Source organism: Nostoc sp. NOS(2021), from assembly GCF_017115025.1.
GTDB lineage: Bacteria > Cyanobacteriota > Cyanobacteriia > Cyanobacteriales > Nostocaceae > Nostoc.
In genome coordinates this window covers 1-22,332 of sequence record NZ_JABXKM010000124.1, presented here as the reverse complement: position 1 = coordinate 22,332, position 22,332 = coordinate 1, and the positions used below count along the sequence as shown (strand labels likewise).

The 22,332-nt window shown below is 43.1% G+C and carries 21 protein-coding genes and 1 pseudogene; 9 read left to right on the top strand and 13 right to left on the bottom strand.

What is annotated here, in order from left to right; translation table 11 throughout:
- Positions 1 to 151: 151 nt before the first annotated feature.
- Together HWQ41_RS16025 and HWQ41_RS16020 are read right to left on the bottom strand one after the other, a co-directional pair.
- Entirely contained in the window at positions 152 to 1,204 is a 1,053-nt protein-coding gene (locus HWQ41_RS16025; protein WP_292764562.1) for a fatty acid desaturase, read from the bottom strand.
- A gap of 215 nt (positions 1,205 to 1,419) precedes the next feature.
- Positions 1,420 to 2,247 (bottom strand): acyl-CoA desaturase, encoded by an 828-nt coding sequence (locus HWQ41_RS16020; RefSeq protein ID WP_292764541.1) that lies wholly within the window; start codon positions 2,245 to 2,247, stop codon positions 1,420 to 1,422.
- 86 nt (positions 2,248 to 2,333) lie between these two features.
- On the opposite strand from HWQ41_RS16020, the gene HWQ41_RS16015 reads away from it, so the two are divergent.
- A complete protein-coding gene (locus HWQ41_RS16015) occupies positions 2,334 to 3,575 on the top strand; it encodes a methionine gamma-lyase family protein (protein ID WP_292764538.1) in 1,242 nt (413 codons plus the stop codon).
- A gap of 193 nt (positions 3,576 to 3,768) precedes the next feature.
- Here the strand turns inward: HWQ41_RS16015 and HWQ41_RS16010 are convergent, their stop codons facing one another.
- The 9 genes and pseudogenes from HWQ41_RS16010 to HWQ41_RS15970 form a co-directional block, all read right to left on the bottom strand.
- On the bottom strand, positions 3,769 to 4,137 hold the full coding sequence (locus HWQ41_RS16010) for a hypothetical protein (protein ID WP_292764535.1): 369 nt from the start codon (positions 4,135 to 4,137) through the stop codon (positions 3,769 to 3,771).
- Between the two features lie 22 nt (positions 4,138 to 4,159).
- Positions 4,160 to 4,948: a toll/interleukin-1 receptor domain-containing protein gene (locus tag HWQ41_RS16005; protein WP_292764532.1), complete on the bottom strand. Its 789-nt coding sequence runs from the start codon at positions 4,946 to 4,948 to the stop codon at positions 4,160 to 4,162.
- Positions 4,949 to 5,478: 530 nt separating this feature from the next.
- Positions 5,479 to 6,363, bottom strand: a complete 885-nt coding sequence (locus HWQ41_RS16000) for an oxidoreductase (protein WP_292764529.1) — start codon at positions 6,361 to 6,363, stop codon at positions 5,479 to 5,481.
- Between the two features lie 300 nt (positions 6,364 to 6,663).
- On the bottom strand, positions 6,664 to 7,005 hold the full coding sequence (locus tag HWQ41_RS15995) for a cupin domain-containing protein (protein WP_292764526.1): 342 nt from the start codon (positions 7,003 to 7,005) through the stop codon (positions 6,664 to 6,666).
- Between the two features lie 187 nt (positions 7,006 to 7,192).
- A complete protein-coding gene (locus HWQ41_RS15990; RefSeq protein WP_292764524.1) occupies positions 7,193 to 8,362 on the bottom strand; it encodes a zinc-dependent alcohol dehydrogenase in 1,170 nt (389 codons plus the stop codon).
- A 164-nt stretch (positions 8,363 to 8,526) separates the two neighbouring features.
- Positions 8,527 to 8,925 (bottom strand): hypothetical protein, encoded by a 399-nt coding sequence (locus tag HWQ41_RS15985; protein WP_292764521.1) that lies wholly within the window; start codon positions 8,923 to 8,925, stop codon positions 8,527 to 8,529.
- 262 nt (positions 8,926 to 9,187) lie between these two features.
- Positions 9,188 to 9,361 (bottom strand): annotated as a pseudogene (locus HWQ41_RS15980) (alcohol dehydrogenase catalytic domain-containing protein); the annotation flags it as partial.
- A 31-nt stretch (positions 9,362 to 9,392) separates the two neighbouring features.
- Positions 9,393 to 10,091 carry an SRPBCC family protein gene (locus HWQ41_RS15975; protein ID WP_292764518.1) on the bottom strand — a complete coding sequence of 233 codons (699 nt, stop codon included), beginning with the start codon at positions 10,089 to 10,091 and terminating at the stop codon, positions 9,393 to 9,395.
- 151 nt (positions 10,092 to 10,242) lie between these two features.
- On the bottom strand, positions 10,243 to 11,340 hold the full coding sequence (locus HWQ41_RS15970) for a DJ-1/PfpI/YhbO family deglycase/protease (RefSeq protein WP_292764516.1): 1,098 nt from the start codon (positions 11,338 to 11,340) through the stop codon (positions 10,243 to 10,245).
- A 365-nt stretch (positions 11,341 to 11,705) separates the two neighbouring features.
- Between HWQ41_RS15970 and HWQ41_RS15965 the strand changes: the two genes are divergently transcribed.
- A complete protein-coding gene (locus HWQ41_RS15965; protein WP_292764513.1) occupies positions 11,706 to 12,104 on the top strand; it encodes a DUF6335 family protein in 399 nt (132 codons plus the stop codon).
- A 637-nt stretch (positions 12,105 to 12,741) separates the two neighbouring features.
- A complete protein-coding gene (locus HWQ41_RS15960) occupies positions 12,742 to 13,233 on the top strand; it encodes an orange carotenoid protein N-terminal domain-containing protein (RefSeq protein WP_292764509.1) in 492 nt (163 codons plus the stop codon).
- Between the two features lie 907 nt (positions 13,234 to 14,140).
- On the opposite strand, the gene shc is transcribed toward HWQ41_RS15960, so the two are convergent.
- Positions 14,141 to 16,057 carry a squalene--hopene cyclase gene (gene shc, locus HWQ41_RS15955; RefSeq protein WP_292764507.1) on the bottom strand — a complete coding sequence of 639 codons (1,917 nt, stop codon included), beginning with the start codon at positions 16,055 to 16,057 and terminating at the stop codon, positions 14,141 to 14,143.
- A 196-nt stretch (positions 16,058 to 16,253) separates the two neighbouring features.
- Between shc and HWQ41_RS15950 the strand changes: the two genes are divergently transcribed.
- From HWQ41_RS15950 to HWQ41_RS15940, 3 genes are all read left to right on the top strand, one after another.
- A complete protein-coding gene (locus HWQ41_RS15950) occupies positions 16,254 to 17,468 on the top strand; it encodes a glycosyltransferase (RefSeq protein ID WP_292764559.1) in 1,215 nt (404 codons plus the stop codon).
- Between the two features lie 79 nt (positions 17,469 to 17,547).
- A complete protein-coding gene (locus tag HWQ41_RS15945; RefSeq protein ID WP_292764505.1) occupies positions 17,548 to 17,784 on the top strand; it encodes a hypothetical protein in 237 nt (78 codons plus the stop codon).
- Positions 17,781 to 18,560 carry a nucleotidyl transferase AbiEii/AbiGii toxin family protein gene (locus HWQ41_RS15940; protein ID WP_292764502.1) on the top strand — a complete coding sequence of 260 codons (780 nt, stop codon included), beginning with the start codon at positions 17,781 to 17,783 and terminating at the stop codon, positions 18,558 to 18,560. The genes HWQ41_RS15945 and HWQ41_RS15940 overlap by 4 nt, the downstream gene beginning before the upstream one ends.
- A gap of 20 nt (positions 18,561 to 18,580) precedes the next feature.
- Here the strand turns inward: HWQ41_RS15940 and HWQ41_RS15935 are convergent, their stop codons facing one another.
- Complete coding sequence (locus tag HWQ41_RS15935) at positions 18,581 to 18,928, bottom strand: helix-turn-helix domain-containing protein (RefSeq protein WP_292764499.1); 348 nt, start codon at positions 18,926 to 18,928, stop codon at positions 18,581 to 18,583.
- Positions 18,929 to 19,009: 81 nt separating this feature from the next.
- Here HWQ41_RS15935 and trxA point away from each other — a divergent pair, with 81 nt between their 5' ends.
- The 3 genes from trxA (at position 19,010) to HWQ41_RS15920 (ending at position 21,728) form a co-directional block, all read left to right on the top strand.
- Positions 19,010 to 19,333, top strand: a complete 324-nt coding sequence (trxA, locus tag HWQ41_RS15930) for a thioredoxin (RefSeq protein WP_292764496.1) — start codon at positions 19,010 to 19,012, stop codon at positions 19,331 to 19,333.
- Positions 19,334 to 19,475: 142 nt separating this feature from the next.
- Positions 19,476 to 20,270 carry an SDR family NAD(P)-dependent oxidoreductase gene (locus tag HWQ41_RS15925; protein WP_292764494.1) on the top strand — a complete coding sequence of 265 codons (795 nt, stop codon included), beginning with the start codon at positions 19,476 to 19,478 and terminating at the stop codon, positions 20,268 to 20,270.
- A 345-nt stretch (positions 20,271 to 20,615) separates the two neighbouring features.
- Positions 20,616 to 21,728 (top strand): alkene reductase, encoded by a 1,113-nt coding sequence (locus tag HWQ41_RS15920; protein WP_292764492.1) that lies wholly within the window; start codon positions 20,616 to 20,618, stop codon positions 21,726 to 21,728.
- Positions 21,729 to 22,332 lie beyond the last annotated feature (604 nt).

Below are 22,332 nucleotides of genomic sequence, written 5' to 3'. Positions count from 1 at the left end.
GGTTTCACTTCCCTACGGGACGCTGTTCGCGTTCGTTCAACCCAACCTACGCAGTTTATGGTTTTTGACGCTAACCCAAGCGTATTGATTTAAAAACAGCATGATAAACGCTCTCGTTGGTTCAAGAGCGTGAGTGTGATCACAGCGCTATTTATCGCTCTGTGTAATATTCGTTGAAAGTCTTATAGCCAAGATCAGTTGTGTATAGTTGACACTGGTCTGTAATCTGCTTCATTAAAGACCAAGAAAACTGAGACTCATCATGCAGATAAGGCTGCCAGTTTTCTTTGATGCTGCTGTAAGCTAGCCGCAAATTATAAGAAGGAATCGCAGTAGAAATATGATGAGGGACATGAACATTGATATCGTGGCACAGGATTTCTACCCAACGCGGATAATCGCAATGGATAGTACCAAATAGCTGTGCTACAGCCTCGTTCCACTTGTTCGGTGTCACAAAAGGAACATCTGCGGCAGTATGGTGAACAATAGTAAAAGTACTCATCCAAAAATGGTAAATCATCCAGGGCACTAGCCAAAATTTGACAAATCCCCAGATACCAGTTGTAGCAATTAGAATCGGGAAAGCGATCGCTGCAAACACAACCACTACAGCCACAGAAAGCTTGATACTTGATTGGTCTTTAGTTTTGAAGTTCCGCCAATCAAAATGCACCACAGCCCAATGTCCAATGGAACCTACCCACCACAAGCGTTTACGCATGAACAGTTCAAAAGCAGACTGCCGGGTTTTATCCCAATTTTCAAACACTTCTGGTTGAATTGGATGCCAAGCGTTGTCCTCATCCAGCTTGTTGGTATGAGTATGGTGATAATTATGCTTAATGCGCCAACTGTGAAAGGGGTAAATTAACGGCATCATGAAGAAATGCCCCACCAAATCATTTACCCAACGACGTTTGGCAAAAGACCTGTGACCACAATCATGGGCAATTACAAAAAAACCTGTTAAAGCAGTGCCCGTAAAAATCCAAGCTAGGGGCAAAAGAAACCAAGGAGTGATGCTTAGGCTGTAGTAGCCCAAGGCAACTGCCAAGACACTGATTATTACTTGTGTCCAAGCTTTGCGACGGTTCTGTTGAAAACATTCCCGTGGCAGGGTTTTGACAATATCTTTGAGCCTCAGGTCGGAATTACCAGGCTCGTCACTTACTTTCTGGCTGTTAATTATTGATGTAGTCATGGACACCTGAAAAACAACAAACTCCTCCACCAAGTCACCAAAAAGCAACTTGCCATAAACATTCTTCATATTAGCGCTTCGGATTATAGCAATCTAACCGACACAAGCGCACCCGTAAATAGCTTTTTTGAAAAGTGAGGAGTTAGAAGTGATGAGTTATTAGTTAAAAAAGATACACATCCTAACTCCTGTACAGACACGATTAATCGCGTCTCCTAACTAATTTTTGTTGGGGCTAACTTGACATTAGTAGCCAGACCAACAGCTTGCAGCAATTGAACAGTCATCCAAGTTAAATCGATTTCCCACCATTCCAGCCCATGACGAGCTGAATATTGAAAAGCATGATGGTTATTGTGCCAGCCTTCACCGAAAACTAGTACGGCTACCCACCAGCAATTAGTCGATCGATCGCCAGAATCATAACTCTGATAGCCAAATTTATGAGTAGCACTGTTCACCAACCAAGTGCAATGGTAAACCCAGACAATGCGAACAAAAATTCCCCAAACAACGAACGGCCAGCCACCCAGAAGCAAAAGCAATACACCCAGAGCAACCTGGATCAAAATGAAATATTTTTCTAAAAACTGATAAAATGGGTCTTCGGCAATGTCTTTGGTGAAACGAGGAACTTCAGCGTGAGCGGGACAATAGTGAATTAGCCAATCCATGTGGCTCCACCAAAAGCCTTTATTAGAATCATGGGGATCAGCGTCAGTATCCGAGTGTAAATGATGGATACGATGTGTTCCTATCCACTCTATTGGGCCTCCTTGACAGGAGAGTGTCCCAAAGAAAACCAGGAGATATTCTAGCCACTTGGGAGTTTGAAAACTGCGGTGGGTTACAAGGCGGTGAAATCCCAGAGTAACGCCTAAACCACCTGTTACCCAATACAGCAAGAAACCCACACCAACTGCCGTCCAGCTAAAGTTACCAGGAACAAAGGCAAACAAAGCGCCGATATGCAGTCCAATGAAAAACAGGGTATTAACCCAGTTAATTTGAGGTTTAGTTTTAGTTGAAGTAGCAATTGTCATGCATTAACCTGAATTTGAATTTTCCAGCCTAGTCTGTGCGATCTAAAAATCCGCATATCTATAATTTTATTTTGAACGAGGAACTGATGAACAGCTTAGAACAGCTGCGGCAAGCAGAACAGGCACTATTAGAAATTTTTTCTGGAATTGACGCTCAGGTCAAGCATAATCTAAAACGAGTGCTGGATGCCTTTCGTAATCACCGTGTAGGCGCACACCACTTTGCGGGTGTAAGCGGTTATGGTCACGATGATTTAGGACGAGAAACTTTAGATAAAGTTTTTGCTGAAGTTATGGATGCCGAAGCTGCGGCGGTGCGAGTGCAGTTTGTTTCGGGAACTCATGCGATCGCCTGTGCTTTGTTTGGTGTCCTCCGTCCTGGAGATGAAATGTTAGCAGTGGTCGGTTCTCCCTACGATACGCTTGAAGAAGTGATTGGTTTACGGGGTCAAGGTCAAGGCTCCCTGATCGAGTTTGGCATAAAATACCGCCAATTGGAGCTAACCCCCCAAGAAACTATAGATTGGCAAGCTTTAACTACTAGTGTGGCTGAAAACACGCGTTTAGTGTTAATTCAGCGTTCTTGTGGCTATTCTTGGCGTCCGAGTTTATCAATTGCCGATATTGAAAAAATTGTCCACTTAGTCAAACAGCAAAACCCGAACACCGTTTGCTTTGTGGATAACTGCTATGGCGAATTTATTGAAACCAGGGAACCTACAGCCGTAGGTGCTGATTTAATCGCTGGGTCATTGATTAAAAATCCTGGTGGCACCATTGTCAGCGCTGGCGGTTATGTCGCCGGTCGCGCCGACTTAGTGGAAGCCTCCGCCTGTCGCCTCACTGCTCCCGGTATTGGTAGTTATGGTGGTGCTACTTTTGACCAAAATCGTCTGCTATTCCAAGGACTATTTTTAGCGCCGCAGATGGTCGGAGAGGCGATGAAAGGGACTTATCTGACTGGTTATGTATTTGACAAACTCGGTTATCCAGTTAATCCCGCTCCCCTGGCTCCCCGTGGGGATGTAATTCAGGCAATTAAACTCGGTTCTGCCCAAAAGCTAATTGCTTTCTGTAAAGCCATACAACAGCATTCTCCTATCGGTTCCTACTTAGATCCGATTCCAGATGAAATGCCGGGGTATGAGAGCCTGGTAGTCATGGCTGGGGGGACATTTATTGAAGGGAGTACTTTGGAATTATCAGCAGATGGGCCAATGCGTGAGCCTTATGTGGTTTATTGCCAGGGGGGAACTCATTGGACTCATGTGGCGATCGCATTGGAAGCTGCGATCGATGCAGTAGGAAGCTGTGGGGATACGTTGTAGCACATATTCTGCACCGCATCAGGTTTGTTGAGAAAATAATTAAAGGCGATCGTATTACTTATCTTGTGACAAGTTCAAGATTATTCTTATTTCTCCTGATTATCCGATCTGGCACAGGTTAGGATAAATTTAATTGGAAGATTGGGGTTTTCTCTGCTGAAGCTTCTGGATTTTGGAAATAGTTTTTTTGTACTTATCTGTTGCTCCTTGTTTGTATAAGCAAAGGTACAACAATGATTTCTTCCTGTTTACCTTGCTGTAATATCCACTGAATTTCAGTAGAAAATGAAGTTGTATTTTGAATTAAAGAAATCAATTGTGGGTTAACAAGTAGTGCAACTACATCAGATGTCCTTAAAATGTTAAAGTTATGATTATTTTTGTCATCAGAAAAATGTGATGTATCAAGCGAGTATTTACACCATTCCATAAACACACCTGAGTCCTTCAATGTACTCAGGTGCTTATCTAAATCTTGTCGAAGATTTTCATCTTGACGACTAGAACATGAGTAGATAAATACTATTTGAATATTTTTGGTGGAGCCAGGGGATAAAGACATAACCCTCAGTCAATAAAAGTTGTTATTTTATGTTGTTTCTACTAATTTTATCTTGCTTGACTTTCTCAAGACCTTGAGCGGTAAAGTAAAAAGCATCATTTTTATTTATCCAGACCCTTCTATCAGTTATAAATTTGTCTTTTTGAGGTAAAGGCTCAAGATTCGCAAGTTTTAAATTAGCAAAACTATAGCGCTCCCAACCAATAATTTTGGTGAGAAGTACAGGAATAACAGTAGCTTTTATAGGTTGTTCTCTGGCTCTCGCTAGGTTTATTTCAATTTTATTATCATAGTCACTTAGAAAATTCGGACTAATCAATAGGAGAATTATATCGGCTGAATTCAGATGTTTCTCAATCTCAACTTTTGGGGTTTGCCCTCCTATAGTTTTAGCTTCATGCCAAATTTTAATTCCCTCCAAACTACTACTGAGATATCTTTCTAAGACCTTTAACAATTTTTCATCTTCACGGGAATAAGATATAAAAACTTCAATGGCTTTGGTGCTTGATAGTACTTCACAAGTCTGATGTCCTTTTCCCTGGGATATACTATCTGGGATTATTTTTGTATGAGAAGGCAATTGCAATTCTGCTTCAATATCATTTAACTGCTGATCAATATCGTCTAACTTAGCCTCTTCATATTGAATCTGCTTTTCTAGTTGAAACTTTACCGCCGTCCCTACCTCAATAGCCCAATCCGCTCGTAAACACTTTAATTTTTCACTTCGCAGTTCCGACTCAGCATGAAGCGTCTTCCACCGTTGCTGCAACCGCTGCTGCTGTTCAGTACTTAAGCTTTTAGCCATTTTGGATGTTAGATTTTAGTTTTTGTATTAATCAGACATGACATTTCACACTAGTAGAAATACTGTCTTAAATAATTATATAAAATTACTTGTCAATAAGCGACGAGAGAATAAGACTTTGGCATAGCGCTTAAAGGAGTGATCGCATCCTATCAAACTACCAAGTGACTGCTAGCTAGCTGATACATGTTCATCTGGCAAAAATCCCCCTAATTCTCCTTGTAAAAGAGAATTGAGGGAATCAAATATTATTAACAATACCTTCACCAATTTACGAGACTGAGTTGGTGTATTAACTCTTTTTTCTTCAAGGCTTGGCAAAAACAATAAGTCCTAAAAATTCCTTCAAGGTTTTCCGCAAGGTTTTTTTAGGGTATTACCTGTAGTATAAAGAGTTTGATACTCCAAGCTAGTACTTTTGTACGCCACTTTGCCTTTTATAGTCAGCGCTTCGGCTGACGATGGACGCACTGCCCCAGTGGCCGGGGGTGATTTCAGAACTCGATCTCAGTGCATTTCTGCTGTCACCACTAGCGCCCAGCGTTTGCAGCGATCAAGTCCAGATCGGCGATCCTTTCTGGAGTCAGATGCAAAGTCGCGGCTTTAAGATTTTCGCGCAGATGCTCGACCGACGACGTGCCTGGGATGAGCAAGATATTAGGGGAGCGCTGAAGCAGCCATGCAAGCGCAACTTGCATGGGTGTAGCTTTCAACGAAGCTGCGGCTGCTTCAAGTGCTGAGGATTGCAACGGCGTGAACCCGCCAAGTGGAAAGAATGGCGTGAACGCGATATTGAGCCGTGCAAGTTCGTCGATCAGCGAATCATCGTCGCGGTGCGCTAAGTTGTATTGATTCTGGACGCAAACAATCTCAGTGATCGACTGAGCCTCTGCGAATTGCTGGGGTGTGATGTTGCTAAGACCAATATGGCGGATAAGACCCTGACGCTTCAGGTCAGCAAGTACCGTAAGCGGTTTTTCGATGAAAACTTCAGGCGATTGCAGTTGGTCTGGGAGGCGGAGATTCACGACATCGAGGGCTTCCAGAGCAAGATTTTGAAGATTATCGTGAACGGCATCGACGAGTTCCTTGGGCGAGAGGGCTACTTGCCACGATTTATCCTCGCCCCGGCGAGCTCCTACTTTAGTGACGATCACCAATCCCTCCGGGTAGGGGTGCAATGCTTGCCGAATAATCTGATTGGTGGTGTGCGGGCCGTAGAAATCGCTGGTGTCGATGTGATTGATCCCGATCGCAACAGCTTCGCGCAGAACGGCAATGGCGGCGTCAACATCGCGTGGCGGGCCCCAAACTTCAGGCCCCGCGAGTTGCATAGCGCCATAACCCATACGCTTCAGAGACTTTGAAGTGCCTGGGAGTGTGAAACTGCCGCCGAGGTTCGTTTGATTAGTCATCTTGTCTTTCCTTCAGTGTTTTTGAATGTGGCGTACATTGATAATTAGCTCTATCAGTTTCATCTTTTCTTAGTGCCATTCGACTATGGGTATTTTATTACGAGTTTGTACCTTACTAGGCTAGATAACGAGTCAAAGTAAGCCTTGCGATCGCCTGACATTTTATGCAATTCTTTCTCAGCCACAAAGCACAATAAAAAGGGGAACAACATTCTTGTTCCCCTACGAACGCCCTATATTCCATGCAATTGCAAGCGGCTATAAGTTTTTAGCGATCGCAAAATTTCAGATCCCTGCAAATCAGTCTTCATCCCGCCCGTGAACTTGAGCCGGTGGACTGGTTGCTTCAACAGCCGTGAATGGTTCCAGGATTTTGTATGTGTGACTGGCTCCTTTTGGCACTACCCAAGAATTCCCAGGCTCTAGTAAAATCGTTTGCCCTTCAATATGCAATTCTGCACGACCATTGATTACATAACCAACAGTTTCATATTCTCGTGCTGTTAGCTCTTTAGGTTCATTTGGGTGCTCATTCTCCCATAGGCGCATGGAAATACTTTTGCCAGATGCAAGATATTTCTGACCAAGTTGACCTTTAGGGGAATCGCTAGAGTCTACTTTGATAACGGTTGTATCAGACATAATTTTTTGCCTCTTTTTCTTTTAAACTTTGATTGTTTTGCCAGTGTGATCTGCTTGCTAAATTAGTTGTATCAGCCTGATATCTTGCAAACCTTCCTCGCTAGGGGTTTTGGGCTGTTTATTCGCCATGATGGACTCGGACAGAGGATGGGGCATTGGGAAACTCTTCCCTATTCCCTATTTCCAACTACGGTTTGAGTACAACTTTGATGCAGTTATCTTTCTTGTCCTTAAAAATTTCGTAGCCGTGGGGTGCTTGTTCTAGAGGTAATCTGTGGGTAATGATAAAGGTTGGATCGATTTCACCGTTTTGAACGTGTTCTAGCAAAGGTTTTAGATACTTGTGTACATGCGTTTGCCCCATTTTCAAGGTTAGGCCCTTGTTCATAGCAGCACCCATCGGCATTTTGTCTACAAAGCCACCGTACACACCCGGAATTGATACGTGACCACCTTTACGACAAGACACAATTACTTGCCGTAATGCTGTTGGGCGATCTGTTTCTAGACGCACCGCTTGCTTTACTTGGTCATATAAGGCCATGAAATCTGTACCGTGGGCTTCCATTCCCACTGCATCAATGCAAGCATCAGGGCCACGGCCCCCAGTCATTTCTTTGAGTGCTTCGCCAACATCTACTTCTTCGTAGTTAAGGATTTCAGCTTTGCCGTATTGTTTAGCCATTTGTAGGCGTTCAGGAAGGCGATCAATGGCAATGACACGTTCTGCACCAAGAAGAAATGCGCTTTGAATAGCAAATTGTCCGACTGGCCCACAGCCCCAAACAGCGACAATATCACCGGGTTTGATGTTGCAGTTCTCAGCTGCCATGTAGCCAGTTGGGAAAATATCAGTTAAAAATAGTACTTGCTCATCCGTCAAACCATCAGGAATTTTAAACAAACCCACATCGGCAAATGGCACTCGTGCATACTCTGCTTGACCACCAGCGTAACCACCAAATAAGTGAGAGTAGCCAAATAAACCTGATGGTGAATAGCCCATTTGCTTTTCTACTAACCAAGCGTTGGGGTTAGAGTTGTCGCACAGTGACCATAAATCTCGATTGCAGAAAAAGCAATTACCGCAGGAAATAGTGAAAGGAACAACCACGCGATCGCCTACGTTCACATTTTTAACTGCACTTCCCAGTTCCACGACTTCCCCCATGAATTCATGACCAAGGATATCACCCTTTTCCATTGTGGGGATGTAGCCGTTGTAAAGATGCAAATCAGAACCACAAATTGCCGTAGATGTAATTTTAATAATGGCATCACGCGGGTTGAGAATTTTTGGATCTGGAACTGTTTCCACCCGCACATCGTTTACTCCATGCCAGCAAACTGCTTTCATAATTCTTTAGTCCTTAGTGATGATTTTTGGCTCGTTAATATCAAGAGAAAGACTCGATTTAGCCTAATACTGAGACGCGATAATTATCGCGTCTCAGTAACTAATCAAATCTTATTCAACAATCGAGGAGTCAAAAAAAATTAGACTCAAAATTTGCTACAAGTCTAGCTTCTATCTCTCAGTTGTTTGCTAGGAGCATTTTGGTAGTAACCCTGTTTATCTCCGTTAAATGACCGAGCTTTGTCTCCATCTCTGTTTTTTGCAGGATCAAAAAACTCTTTTGTAGCTTTAGGAGTTTCTTCATCCAAATTTAACTTTTCACGGATATTATCAACAGCGCCTTTTAAGGGATTTTCGGTGTTTTTTAGTTGGGTATCGTTTCTAATTTCACCTTGCTCATTTGGGATGATTTTATAATAAGTACCCTCTGGAGTTTTAACATCGGCTTGGGCGACATTAACGTAGCTAAAAGCCTGACCTAATAGAAACATAAATCCTACCAGGAAAACTACAAGGATTTGGGAAAGGCGAATATTCCGCAGCGCTGAAATTACTCGATTCATAAGAAACCTCAATTGCATTATGTTGGGTGGAAAATTCAAAATGCTGAATGACTATTCACCATTCAGGGTTTAAGAACAACTTTGATTTGATGCAGTTATCCTTTTTTTGTTGAAAAATGTGGTAGCCGTGGGGTCACGGCCTCATCTGTTTCAACGCTTCGCCAGTATTAACTTCTTCGGAGTTAATCGCTTCTGCTTTGGCAAACTTTTTCGCCATTTCCAGGCGTTCGAGAAAGCGATCGCTATTGATCGCTACTCCCCTACCCACTTCCACGACTTCTCCCATAAATTCGTGACCAATAATGTCACCCTGCTGCACTGTGGGAATCTAGCCGCCATAAATATGTAGAGCAGATACACAAATCGCCGTGGAAGTAGTTTTAATAATCGCGTCACGGGGGTTGACAATTTTACCGTTCCAGCAGACTGCTTTCATAGTTATTAGTCGTTGGGCATTGGACAAATAACTACTTGCTTCCACTTGGTTGACCTTCGGTGGTGGCAATTTCGCCTGCTTCCATTAGCATCTTGAAGCGGCGCAATTCATCATCAATTTGCTGTTCTGGTTCTTCACCGAAAAGTTTAGCTACAGTAGCCCCCAATGCTCCACCAGGCGGGTTATACTCCAAGACAATCTTTACTTCCGTCCCGCGATCGCCTGGTGCTTTTTTGAAGCGGACAAAACCAGAATTATCAACGTCTGCACCTTCTACAGAAGCCCAAGAAATAAACTCATTTTCCCGGTCTTCGAGAATTTCTGCATCCCATTCTACGCTGTTACCCAAGGGTGCATTCGCAATCCAGTGAGAACGTTTTTGGTCATGCACCTTTACAGATTTGAGATGCTTCATAAATGTGGGCAAATTCTCAAAGTTGTGCCAAAAGCGATACAATTCTTCTGCCGATTTATTAATTGTTACCGTTTTTTCAACTTTGATGGGTTGGTTTATCCCTATTGCTGACTGTGCTTGCTGGATTGTGCTTTGTTTAGTTGCACCTTGATAAATCAAACCGCCACCAGCTAAAGCCGTCAGCGCTCCCCGCAATGAACCTTGCTTTAAACCCATCAGTACCATAGCACCGCCACCAATGAGAGATGCCCAACGCTCTACTTCACTGGCTTCAGGCTGGTCTCTATTTAGTTTATCACCTGATGTTGAAGTCACTTTTTTATATCTCCATCACAGTAAATTAACCACAGAGGCGCAAAGAACTCTCTTGTTTCTATCTCTGTGTTCTTCTCTACGAGACGCTACGCATAGCTTGCTTCTCCGTAGGAGTATGCGCCTCTGCGGTTTGTTGATGTTCAAAAACACCTTACACTGACACAGAAGCGCCTGTAGTCGGCTTAGGAGGCTGAATCTGAGCTACTATCCGCACCCGATATAGTTCTACCAATCGCTGTTCGGATTTCAATAAATCCTGATAAATTTCTTTGAAAATAGCAGTTGCTACTGGGTCAGTGTACATCGCAGACAAATTGCCAATATCGCCGATACCAGTTTGCACATCCCCCAAAGCGGAACGTAATTGATATATGTCATCACTTCCTGTCAAGGCAGTTTTCACCTTGGCATACTGATTCGCAATATTTGCCGCTAAAGAGGGTTTTTCGCCCAATCGCTGAAGATAGGTTTCTAGTTTTTGAATGTGGCGCTGTTTATTACCAATGATTTCTTGAAAGACTGATTTAACTTCGCTATCTGATTCCTTTTCCAAGTACTTATCAAATGCTTCTAGCGAATAACGTTCACCACTAAGGGCAGTATTTAAACCTTTGCTGATATCACCTTTGGTTGAGCCACCCCAAGCATCGGCCAGCTTCCACCATTCGGCACTTGTGTCTTTCTCATTTGGTAATGCAGCATCTTTGCCACCATAACCAAGACGATTTAAAATAGCGGTGGTGAAAATTGCCAAGTCTCCGGGTTCACGAGATGTAATCAAATTCCCGTCAACTACCAGCGACTCATCTAAATAATTTGCGCCAGCGTTAACGATGTCCTTGGCAATAGCGCTAAAGCCAGTAACTTGTTTACCTTTGAGTAAGTCGCCTTCAATCAAAACTTGTGGGCCGTGGCAAACCGCAGCTACCAATTTTCCTTGTTGTATAGCATCTTGTACAAAGCGTACTGTGTTAGGGTTCCGCCGCATTTTATCAGGAGCCATCCCACCAGGAATCACTACCGCATCGAATTCGGCTGCGATCGCTTCTGTTGTAGTACCATCAGCTTGGATACTAAGTTTGCCCTGTTTACCCTTATACTTTTCATTCATTCGAGAACCCAGGACTATTACCTCAAATCCTGCTTGTTTTAGTCCATTATAAGGAACTGTAAATTCTGCATCCTCTACTCCCTGTTCAATGAGGATGGCAACTTTTTTATTATTGGAATGATTGTTATGGTCAGTCATAGATGGTGTTACCTGGTGATTTGTAGTATTTAACTAGCTACAATATTCATCGATTAGGACAGTTACACGAAAAGTTTTGAATTGCCTTGATTATTTTTTTGCTAATTCATAAAAAATAGCTATGAGTTAGAAGTTGGCTACTGAATAATTATCGGTTTTATAACTCCTAAGTCCTAACTAAAAATTTCAACTACAAGCTGCTTGACCATGATTTAATATTTACAATGCTATGGCGCGATCGCTAATTTAGCGTCGTTCCAAGGGGATAGATAATAGATTATTTATTTCTCAAGCTATACCTCTCTAGTTAGACAACTTGGTGACAGGAAAACGTTATTGTGAGAATGCAGAAAAGGGCTAGTATCATGGCAGAAAAAAATCATAATGACGAAATTAAAACCAATGATTTGCCACAAGAAATTACTGAATCCTACGGTACTGGTGTGAAAGACTTGCCGGGATACAATATTGGCGGGCGCTCAATCAGAGCAGAAAGGCGTGAGTATACAGAAACTAGTCCTGAACTTACTGGTGGCGATGTTGATGCTTATTGGCAAGATGCAGATGCAGTTGGGGATGAAGCTGTTGGTGGTAGTACTTCCACTCCCGATAAAAATGTAACTGAGGAGCTAGAAGCAGCCGTAGGGCTAGAAATGGCTGACTCTGAGTTTCTGCATACTAACGATATTTTAGAGGAACGTGACGGCGATCGCTGGGAGTTAGATCCAAAGTCTTCTGAAGATTATCAAGATCGGCGAGAATAAGCTAAATAAAAGTAGAATCCCTATTCCTACTGTATATTCACAAATTAGATGTCGCTGAATTGGCAGTGCTTATAAAAGCACTGTCACAATAAAACTAACATCTATCCAGCGAAATACCTCTTAGAGGATGTTTGTAAAGTCTAATTTATTACTAGCCGGGCGACTAGAAGTTGCGCCCCAGGTGCTTCTCCCTTCGCGTAGCGTCTCGTAGAGAAGGGGAGACGCTGCGCGAACAAGTCGGCGTAGCCGCCCAACGCACTGGCTTGGCTATACAGGCAAAACCCACCTGCGTGCGTTAGAAAGCCCTTGATTTTGCATTAGTCCACGGAGGTGGATTTTGTTTGTGTAGTAGCGAATTATATTCGCCAAAAACTTTTAAAACATCCTCTTAAGAATATCTCAATTTTTAGCATTCCAATTGCCAACTCATTGCCCTTGCCAAGGATTATTTTGGCCTTTGATATTGGGTACCAACTGTAATGCTTTGAATGCAGGACTACACACCGCCAGATTTATGTTCTGTTTATAATTATTATTCTTTCTGATTCCAATACATCTGTCTTCAGTAGGTTAAAACTCCAAATGTACATTTGATAACATTGCTAATAAGACTGCTGAATTGCAATTGGAGGGAATAATGACATATACGCAAACTAACGATCCAACTATTCGTGAATATGTTCAAGCTTGGCAAAGATTAAATGTGGATGACCAACTTGCCTTGTTTTGGTTTATCTATAAAGAAATGGGGGGTTCAATTACTCCAGCCGCCCCTGGTGCCAGCACTGTCTCCCCAGAAATAGCTGAAGGTTTATTTAATCAAGTTAAAGAATTATCTCACGAACAACAATTACAAGTTCAGCGTGATTTGATTAATAAAGTGGATACCCTAATTTCTCGTGAGTATGGCTCTTTGGGTGATACCACCAAGCTACTGTTTTGGTATCGATTATCTCAAGGTATGGAAAATGGCACTATCATTCCTATACCTGATGATTATCAACTTTCTTCAGAATCTAAAGCGTTGTTCGGCAGAATTCAAGGATTAGCCTTTGAGCAACAGATTACTCTTTTCCGTGATTATGTTTCACCAATGGGTGCCGAAGCAAAAGCAGGTGCTGGAATTTAGCACTTTTGAAGTTTTTAGCCTGCTTGAGGGTATCTATTAACTCATTTATACCCTTCTCTTAAAGCTTGCTATGTCTGCCAGTCGCTTAATCGGACTTCCAAGAAAGAAATAAATTATCCATCTTGTGCGGTGGGTATCCTGCCCGCCCTGAATATAGGACGGGTGCGGACACCCATCCCACAAAAAAATTTGGGATGTTTTTTATTTGTCAGTCCCAATACAATGCTGAATTTTGATGACTGGCGTCTTTATGAATTTTTAGTTAATTAAGAAGTTAATTACTTCGAGGTGTTTATGACTTCTACGCTCATCAATTTTTTATAACAAAGTGTAACAAGGTGTAACAGAGTATAACAAAATTTCAGAGTTTGGATATAGATGATCGCCTGACGGTTCTAGCGTTACTCTATACTGGATTACTGATGAAATTCCGGCGCTCTGTCTCAATAATGTGCCAAATGAAAAGAGTGCGAATTTAGTTGCACAAATTCAAAACCTGCCCCAAGCAGAACAGCTTTTTGCTTTGCGTCAGTTGCTAAATCAAAAGCAGACGCTCACTTGCAGTCACGCTGAAAAACTTACGCAACTGTTTCATTAGTTTTTCAAAAGCTACCTATGAATTTTATTCAGTAATAATTTCCAAAATTCGAGCAAAATAGCTTATTTAAATGGGTTTTTTGAGTGCTTTATTTTGCTTATTCAACACATTTGTATATTTATCACTATTCCCAGTCCAAGTAAACTTCTTTACCCAATCTTTAAGATATAAACATTTTAAAATCTAATACATTTTAAAATGTTTATAAGCGAAAATTTATCCTTCTCCTCCATTAAAAACGCTACGCTTTTACGCAAAACTTTACTTAGGAGCACAACATTGTTTGTGCCCCTACCACAGTCACGATAATTAACCTTTTTGAATCACTGTTTGATAGCGACCTAGAGCCATTAAAGGAAAGTATTGTTGATACATATGATACTTGAGATAAAAATGGCAAGGGAAGCCAGTACCTGTAAAGTCCGCCTCAAACCAAGTACCGTCGATCTGTTGAGTTGCCATCAGGTAGCCAATTCCCCGCTCAATCACATCAACAGCTAATTTACCAGTTGCTTCACCTGCTGCTATTAGCCCAATTAAAGCCCAAGCAGTTTGAGATGCAGTACTATTTCCTTTTCCTTTAAAACTGGGGTCGTCGTAGCTGCGGCAAGTCTCACCCCAACCCCCATCTGGATTTTGACATCCAACTAACCAAGCTGCTCCCCGTTCTATACTGAGTTTATGCCTTTGAGGGTGAATTAACGCCAAGGCTGACAAAACGCCACTGGTACCGTAGATATAATTTACACCCCAACGACCAAACCAACAGCCTTCGGTTTCTTGTTCGCGCAGAAGATAATTAAGCGATCGCTCCAAATTATCACTATCAATTGACAAATCACAAGCACCAAGCATTTCTACTACTCTAGCCGTAACATCTGCGGTGTTTGGATCAATCATGGCTTTCAAGTCTCCATAGGGGATGGAGTTAAGCCAATCTTGATCATTATCCAAATCAAAAGCAGCCCACCCGCCTGGTTTACATTGCATAGATGCAATCCAATTTAAGGCACGAGCGATCGCCGCCTGTTTGATTTTTTCATTAGGAAGTTTCGCAACATGTAGTGCCATCACCACCACCGCCGAGTCGTCTACATCTGGATAAAAGCGATTGTCAAACTCAAAAGCCCAAGCCCCTGGTTTTCCCTGGCGATTTTTGACAGCCCAATCTCCATAATCCAAAATTTGTTTTTGCAATAACCATTCTCCAGCCTTTACCACAGCCGGATGATCTGGTGCAAAACCAGATTCTACTAAGGCACGCATCGCCCAAGCGGTATCCCAGACGGGGGAAATACAGGGCTGTACCCGGTAGCTGTTCTCTGTTTCAATGGCAAAGTTATCAATTGCTTGCAAACCTCGTTCCACAATGGGATCGTTTGGGTGATAATCCAGACAGCGCAAAGCTAGCATTGAATTCAACATCGCCGGAATAATGCCGCCCCAGTCGCCTGTAGCTTCTTGGCGCTCTAAAATCCACTTTTCGGCGGCTTTGATGCCTTCTTCACGGAAGGGTACTAAATTAAGGCGTTCTGCCAACTTAAACCCCTGATCGAGGGTGAGGAATAAATCTGTCCAATCGCCACTTTGGGGTAATTCCCACCGGATTTGATCAACACCTTCAACGTATAGCTCATCTAGGTTGATAGCTGAGTTGGTGATAAAAACAGGTTTGCGATCGCATACAACCAGTAATGGTACTGTACTGGAACGTGCCCAGCTAGACATCTCATAGATATTGACCGGGAAAGCTTTTGGCAACAGCATCACCCAAGCTGGTAGCGAGGGAATACCGCGCCAGTTGTAGCAGCCAATCAAGGCTAAGTGCAACTTGGTAAAAATCCGAGTTTTGCTGATCCCACCCCGTTGGAGAATAAAAGCTTGCGCCCGAATCATCGCCGGATCGGTTGCTGGTACACCTAGTAGTCTTAGAGCCATGTAGGCTTCAACTGAGGTACTAAGTTCTCCGCCATCACCATAGTAAAGTTCCCAGCCGCCATGCTGCCGTTGCTCTTGACGCAGATATGCTTCAACTTTGTGTAAAGGTCTGCCTTGGTCTGTTCCCCAAATTTTATGCAGGAGGACAACTTCAGCAGTGATGGTGACATTAGATTCTAACTCTGCCCACCAGTAACCTGCGGAATTTTGAATCGAAAGCAGATATTCTTGGCTGGCTGCGATCGCCCTTGCAACTTGATTGACTTTTACCCTGTCTTGTGTTTGCATTAAACTCTATTCAACCTCAACACCCACTTATAAACACGGTAATACAATGAGTGAAAAAAATTTTTCCTCAATCAGTAGAGATAGTATTGTGTCTGAGTCACTGAAAATTTGCAATAGGTCAGCCCCTTCGTAGGAATTAAAAATTAAATTCTTTTATTTTGAATTTTGAATTTTGAATTGGAGCAAAGCGACGGTCATGGGTGTAATTGTATTAGGATTGATGCTCTTATCCTTAACAATTTGGTTGGGGTTACTGTGTTTTCGGGGGCAGTTTTGGCGAGTAGACCAGCAATTAGAGATTGGAGAAACTCAGCTAAAATCGCTACCTGTGGTTTGTGCGGTGGTTCCAGCCCGTAACGAAGCTGATTTGATATCAACTAGCTTGCGATCGCTCCTACTTCAAGATTATCCTGGTTCTTTCAACGTGTTTTTGGTAGACGATCGCAGCACAGACCGGACAGCAAATTTTGCCGAAGGGGTTGCACACGCTGTAGGTAGACCCCAGCAATTGCATATTATCTCAGGTGAATCACTGCCTCCTGGTTGGTCTGGTAAACTTTGGGCAGTTGAGCAAGGTATAAAGAGCGCGAGTTTATTTGCACCTGACTATTTTTTGCTGACCGACGCAGATATCGAGCATGATCCTGGTAATCTCCGCCGACTCGTTGCGAAAGCTGTGCAGGAAAATTTAGACCTGGTTTCTGTAATGGTGCGACTTAGATGTGAAAGCTTTTGGGAAAAACTTTTGATTCCAGCTTTCGTCTTTTTCTTCCAAAAACTCTATCCCTTTCGTTGGGTGAATAATCCCAACAATCCCACAGCCGCGGCCGCAGGCGGATCTATTTTGATCGCCCGTGAAGCTTTAGAGCGAATCGGGGGTATTCAAGTCATTCGCCAAGCTTTAATTGACGATTGCGCCCTAGCTCAGGCTGTTAAGAAGAGTGGGGGAGTGGTGGGGGATAAGGGGACAAGCCCAATGCCCAGTCAAGGGCGTATCTGGCTAGGATTGAGTACTTTAACTTGCAGTCTGCGTCCCTATGATTCCCTGGCGACAATTTGGGATATGGTTGCCCGTAGTGCCTATACCGAACTGAATTATTCTCCATTACTACTATTGGGGACTTTGGTGGCAATGCCTCTAATTTATCTAGTTCCGCCGATGGGTGTGATTGTGGGTTTAGTTTGGAGTAATTGGGCGATCGCACTTACAGGTTTATTAGGATGGCTGCTAATGGCTTTCGCTTACTACCCGACGATCCGCTTTTATAAATGTTCTCCCTGGTTAGCATTTAGTTTACCTGCGATCGCTTTTCTCTATACCCTGATGACTCTAGACTCAGCACTACGTCACTGGCAAGGGCGCGGCGGCGCTTGGAAAGGAAGAGTTTATCCCAACCCAGGTAATTTATAGTTATAATAAAATTGAATTTCAAAGTCGCTAGTGCTAATCTAAAATTAAAGTAAGCCTAAAGTGGTTGATTAAAAGAGTTATGACAACCGCAACACCAACAATTAATCCTGTTACTGTTCCCAAAAAGCTGCCTTTTTTAGAGTCAATTTGTTGGCAGACCGCCGACGTATATCGCTTTACTTCAGAACAAATGCTGAGTCGCTATGAACGTGGTTGGCAATATCACAATTTATTCAATAATCTTGAGGGTGAAGAACTTAATTTTCTTCAGGAACTTGCCAAACGCTATAAATCCTGGTTGCAAGTTTCTTTATGACCTTCAGGTTAGAACACCATAATCAAATTCTCACAGTTCTTGAATCCTTAGATTCCGATATACTTAGGAAGGGTTCTGCTTACTTCGGTGGCGGAACCCTTCTGGCATTTGAGTTTGAAGAATATCGATGGAGTAAGGACGTTGATTTTATCGCTTCTGTTGGTACAGAAGGTTACAAATACCTGCGTACAGTGGTATTTGATGGTGGGCATGAAGCATTATTTCGGGATTTAAGTAAAATTCAAGTTGGACGTAGCACAACTGACCAATATGGAATTCGGATGATAGTTTTTGTAGGTGATGTGCCGATTAAAACGGAAATTATTGCCGAAACTCGTTTTCAACTAGATCCACCAAGATATCTAAAGTGGTCACTTGTTCCCTGTTTAAGCTTCAATGACTGTTTTACCTCTAAGCTGCTGTCAAATTCTGATCGTTACATGGATAACAGCGTTGAGGCAAGAGATTTAATTGATCTAGCAATTCTCCGGCTGCGATCGCCAATCCCTCAAGCATCAATTGAGAAGGCTGAAAAAGCCTATGAGGTTATGCGCCCTTTGAAAAGAGCGATCGCACGCTTTCAGGAAAGACCAGATTACAGGGAGAAATGCTTTCTTGGTCTCCAAGTTGATCAAGTGCAGATACCCAAAATTATCGATGGCATTGATTTACTCTCTATAGATTTAGGTTTATCTTATACTTCAAGGGTTTTTCAAGAACAACATGATATCTTTGCTGATTTAGAAACACAAAAAGAAAAACCAGAAGATTTTTAAACAGGTCATGCCCAATGCCCCTAAATCATTGAGGCTGTTTGTTTACTCGCAGGGGCAACAGGCAATGGTTGAGCGGCTTTCAATACTGCATCCAGCAACCCTGGAAATAGCACCTCCAAATCTTCACGCCGCAGTATGTTAATGTGATGTGTCCCTTCTTTGCGTGTCAAGACTATCCCCGACCCCCGCAAAATCTTGAAGTGATTGGACATGGTAGACTTAGCGATCGCAAAATCAAACCTCGCACAGCATTGTTCCCCCTCAGTCGCCAGCAGCCGCACAATCTCTAGCCGCACTGGATCGCCCAACGCATACAGTACTCCCGGTAAAGAAATATTTTTTCGATCTGGATGATAAAGAAATCTCATAGTTGCATTATCTCATCAGGTGGCATATATTTTTATTATTCGATATTATCGAATTATAGAATTAATTAGGAAGGCAATTTTATGTCATCCATTGCAAATGTCACAGAAGCCACATTCAAGCAAGAAGTCTTAGAAAGTGAAATTCCGGTCTTAGTAGACTTTTGGGCACCGTGGTGCGGCCCTTGCCGGATGGTGGGCCCAGTCGTCGATGAAGTTGCTGCTGAATACGAAGGACAGGTGAAATTCGTGAAGCTGAACACAGATCAAAATCCTACTGTCGCTAGCCACTATGGAATTCGTAGCATTCCGACACTGATGGTTTTTAAGGGAGGTCGGCAGGTCGATACTGTCGTAGGGGCAGTCCCAAAAACCACTTTGAATAAGACCTTAGCACAGCATCTTTAATCTAGGTACTATTGTGAGCAGTCTTCTCTAGTTAAGGGAGCCAGGAGTCAGAATACATATGACTCCTAACTCCTAACTCCTAACTCCCAACTCCCAACTCCTAACTCCTGAATTTTGTTTCAACTAACGGGGAAAGAGCGAAATGGACTTGAAATTGCATGGTAAATCCGCGCTGGTGAGTGGCTCAACCGCAGGTATTGGTTTTGCGATCGCCCTTGGGTTAGCTCAAGAGGGTGCATCAGTGATTGTCAATGGTCGGTCTGAAGAACGAGTAGCTCAAGCGATCGCTAAAATTAAGCATTGTACACCCGACGCGAAAGTTTCTGGTGCTGTTGCTGACGCAGGCACTGCATCAGGGATAGAGCAACTCTTTCAAAAAGTTCCTCACGTTGATATTCTCATTAACAATGTAGGTATTTATGAGCCAAAAACCTTCTTTGATATTACTGATGAAGACTGGTTAAAGATATTTGAGGTTAACGTCTTCAGCGGAATCCGTTTGAGTCGGCAATATCTGCAAAAGCAGCTAGAGCAAAACTGGGGACGGATAATTTTTATCTCCAGCGAATCTGCCATTCAGATCCCAGTAGAAATGATTCACTACGGCACAACTAAGACAGCGCAGCTAGCCATTGCACGAGGTCTAGCAGAAATCACTGTCGGGACTGGAGTCACGGTAAACTCCGTCCTACCAGGGCCAACCCGCTCAGAAGGAGTTGAAGAGTTTATCACCAAGCTGGCGCAAGAACGCGGTATTAGTCCAGCTGAGGTTGAGGCTGAGTTTTTTCAGAATGTGCGTCCAACTTCCCTAATTAAACGCTTTGCAACTAATGAAGAAGTAGCAGCGATCGTAGTTTATCTTTCTAGCCCCGTAGCATCAGCAACTAATGGTGCAGCTTTGCGAGTAGATGGTGGCGTTATTCGGTCGATTGTTTAATTAATGAGCTTTGTAGGGGAAGCAGGGGAGTAAGAATTTTAGATTTTAGATTTTGGATTAAAGAATTGAAATTTAATCCAAAAGACGCTCTCTACGAGACCAAGGCGTAGCTTGCTTCTGGGCAGGAGTACGCGGACTCGCTCTCAGCAAACGCGAGTGCGTCTGGTAGAGAAGATATGCCTTTATGCGTTGCCTCAAGGGACGCGAGTGCGTCTCCCCTTCTCACATTGGGAGAGGCTAGCGCCAAGGGAGAAGAGAAGGCTTTGCGCTGCGCTATCGTCAATCCAAAATCTAAAATTGAATTGCCTAATGCCCAATGACTAAAATAATTTGGAGATATAACCAATGACTACTGATATCAACTTATTCTCTCCTTACCAATTAGGAAATCTGGAACTACCTAACCGGATAGTGATGGCACCTTTAACCCGAAACAGGGCAGGTCAGGGAAACGTACCATATCAACTTAATGCTACCTACTACACCCAACGTGCTTCCGCCGGACTGATTATTTCTGAAGCAACACAGGTAACTCCTGAAGGACAGGGTTATCCCGCTACACCGGGAATTCATTCACCAGAACAGGTGGAGGGATGGAAGTTAGTAACCGATGCTGTACATCAGCAGGGAGGGAGAATTTTTCTGCAACTATGGCACGTAGGCAGGATTTCTCACCCCGACTTACAACCGAATGGAGCTTTACCTGTGGCACCTTCTGCCATTGCTCCTAAAGGTGAAGCTTCAACTTATGAGGGGCCAAAACCCTTTGTAACTCCCCGTGCTTTAGAAACTTCGGAAATACCGCAGATAGTGGAACAGTATCGTCAAGGAGCGGCAAATGCCCTCTTAGCTGGGTTTGATGGGGTGGAAATTCACGCAGCTAATGGTTATTTAATAGATCAGTTTCTACGCGATCGCACCAATCAACGTACAGATAAATATGGGGGTGAGATTGAAAATCGTGCCCGATTCCTGTTGGAGGTGACAGAGGCGGTAACTAGTGTATGGGATTCTAACCGAGTCGGAGTACGTCTTTCTCCCAGTGGGGCTTATAACGATATGCATGACTCCAATCCCCTAGAGACATTCGGTTATGCGGCTCAAGCCTTAAACCAGTTTAATTTGGCATATCTGCATATTTATGAGGCAACAGAGGCAGACATCAGACATGGCGGGATAATTGTACCCACTAGTCATATACGCGATCGCTTTACAGGTACACTGATCGTCAATGGTGGTTATACTCGTGAAAAAGGTGATGCGGTACTGGCAAACAAAGCAGCAGATTTAGTTGCCTTTGGCACATTATTTATATCAAATCCCGATTTACCCCGACGCTTGGCTTTGAATGCACCACTGAATCCGCCAAATCAAGCAAGCTTTTATGGTGGCGGTGAAAAAGGATATACAGACTATCCATTTTGGTCGGCCGCTAATGAGCCAGTAGCTAACGCGTAATTCGTAATTCATAATTCATAATTATGAATTACGACTGTTCCTTGCGCGTTTGGTGGGCAAGTCGTTTGTTCTGAAACAAGGAATGTTTTTATTTTTGTTTGATGAATAAATACATTCGCTTGTATCCTAATTACGTTAGCGCAGCGGAGCGAGTCCGCCAGCGTCATTACGAATTATTTGGTCATAACTCAACTATCAGGAGAATCTCATGAGTTCCATCACGCAAACTCAACCTTTAGATGTACCCAGTGCGAGAGTGGAGTTCTGAGCCTCGTTAATGGAGTTAAAAGACTCATTGACAAAGCTCCGAGGTTCATCGGCGAAGTTCTGAGGTTCATTGACAAAGCTCCGAGGTTCATTGACGAAGTTCTGAGGTTCATCGGCGAAGTTCTGAGGTTCATTGACGAAGTTCTGAGGTTCATCGGCGAAGTTCTAAGGTTCATTGACGAAGTTCCGAGGCTCATTGACCAAGCTCAAAGTCGTGAATGATTATTAAAGATTCATTCACTAGTTCCATTTATACCTATAGCGCTTCTCGCTTGAGTGCAATACAGACCTAACAAGAACAGCCCCAACCCTTGTAGCGTTGGGGAGTAAGATTCAA

Bases quoted from the DNA above. Each gene is read 5' to 3' on its own strand.
- HWQ41_RS16025 (WP_292764562.1), bottom strand. From the start codon at position 1,204: ATGACTACATCAATAATTAACAGCCAGAAAGTAAGTGACGAGCCTGGT.
- HWQ41_RS16020 (WP_292764541.1), bottom strand. From the start codon at position 2,247: ATGACAATTGCTACTTCAACTAAAACTAAACCTCAAATTAACTGGGTT.
- HWQ41_RS16015 (WP_292764538.1), top strand. From the start codon at position 2,334: ATGAACAGCTTAGAACAGCTGCGGCAAGCAGAACAGGCACTATTAGAA.
- HWQ41_RS16010 (WP_292764535.1), bottom strand. From the start codon at position 4,137: ATGTCTTTATCCCCTGGCTCCACCAAAAATATTCAAATAGTATTTATC.
- HWQ41_RS16005 (WP_292764532.1), bottom strand. From the start codon at position 4,948: ATGGCTAAAAGCTTAAGTACTGAACAGCAGCAGCGGTTGCAGCAACGG.
- HWQ41_RS16000 (WP_292764529.1), bottom strand. From the start codon at position 6,363: ATGACTAATCAAACGAACCTCGGCGGCAGTTTCACACTCCCAGGCACT.
- HWQ41_RS15995 (WP_292764526.1), bottom strand. From the start codon at position 7,005: ATGTCTGATACAACCGTTATCAAAGTAGACTCTAGCGATTCCCCTAAA.
- HWQ41_RS15990 (WP_292764524.1), bottom strand. From the start codon at position 8,362: ATGAAAGCAGTTTGCTGGCATGGAGTAAACGATGTGCGGGTGGAAACA.
- HWQ41_RS15985 (WP_292764521.1), bottom strand. From the start codon at position 8,925: ATGAATCGAGTAATTTCAGCGCTGCGGAATATTCGCCTTTCCCAAATC.
- HWQ41_RS15970 (WP_292764516.1), bottom strand. From the start codon at position 11,340: ATGACTGACCATAACAATCATTCCAATAATAAAAAAGTTGCCATCCTC.
- HWQ41_RS15965 (WP_292764513.1), top strand. From the start codon at position 11,706: ATGGCAGAAAAAAATCATAATGACGAAATTAAAACCAATGATTTGCCA.
- HWQ41_RS15960 (WP_292764509.1), top strand. From the start codon at position 12,742: ATGACATATACGCAAACTAACGATCCAACTATTCGTGAATATGTTCAA.
- shc (WP_292764507.1), bottom strand. From the start codon at position 16,057: ATGCAAACACAAGACAGGGTAAAAGTCAATCAAGTTGCAAGGGCGATC.
- HWQ41_RS15950 (WP_292764559.1), top strand. From the start codon at position 16,254: ATGGGTGTAATTGTATTAGGATTGATGCTCTTATCCTTAACAATTTGG.
- HWQ41_RS15945 (WP_292764505.1), top strand. From the start codon at position 17,548: ATGACAACCGCAACACCAACAATTAATCCTGTTACTGTTCCCAAAAAG.
- HWQ41_RS15940 (WP_292764502.1), top strand. From the start codon at position 17,781: ATGACCTTCAGGTTAGAACACCATAATCAAATTCTCACAGTTCTTGAA.
- HWQ41_RS15935 (WP_292764499.1), bottom strand. From the start codon at position 18,928: ATGAGATTTCTTTATCATCCAGATCGAAAAAATATTTCTTTACCGGGA.
- trxA (WP_292764496.1), top strand. From the start codon at position 19,010: ATGTCATCCATTGCAAATGTCACAGAAGCCACATTCAAGCAAGAAGTC.
- HWQ41_RS15925 (WP_292764494.1), top strand. From the start codon at position 19,476: ATGGACTTGAAATTGCATGGTAAATCCGCGCTGGTGAGTGGCTCAACC.
- HWQ41_RS15920 (WP_292764492.1), top strand. From the start codon at position 20,616: ATGACTACTGATATCAACTTATTCTCTCCTTACCAATTAGGAAATCTG.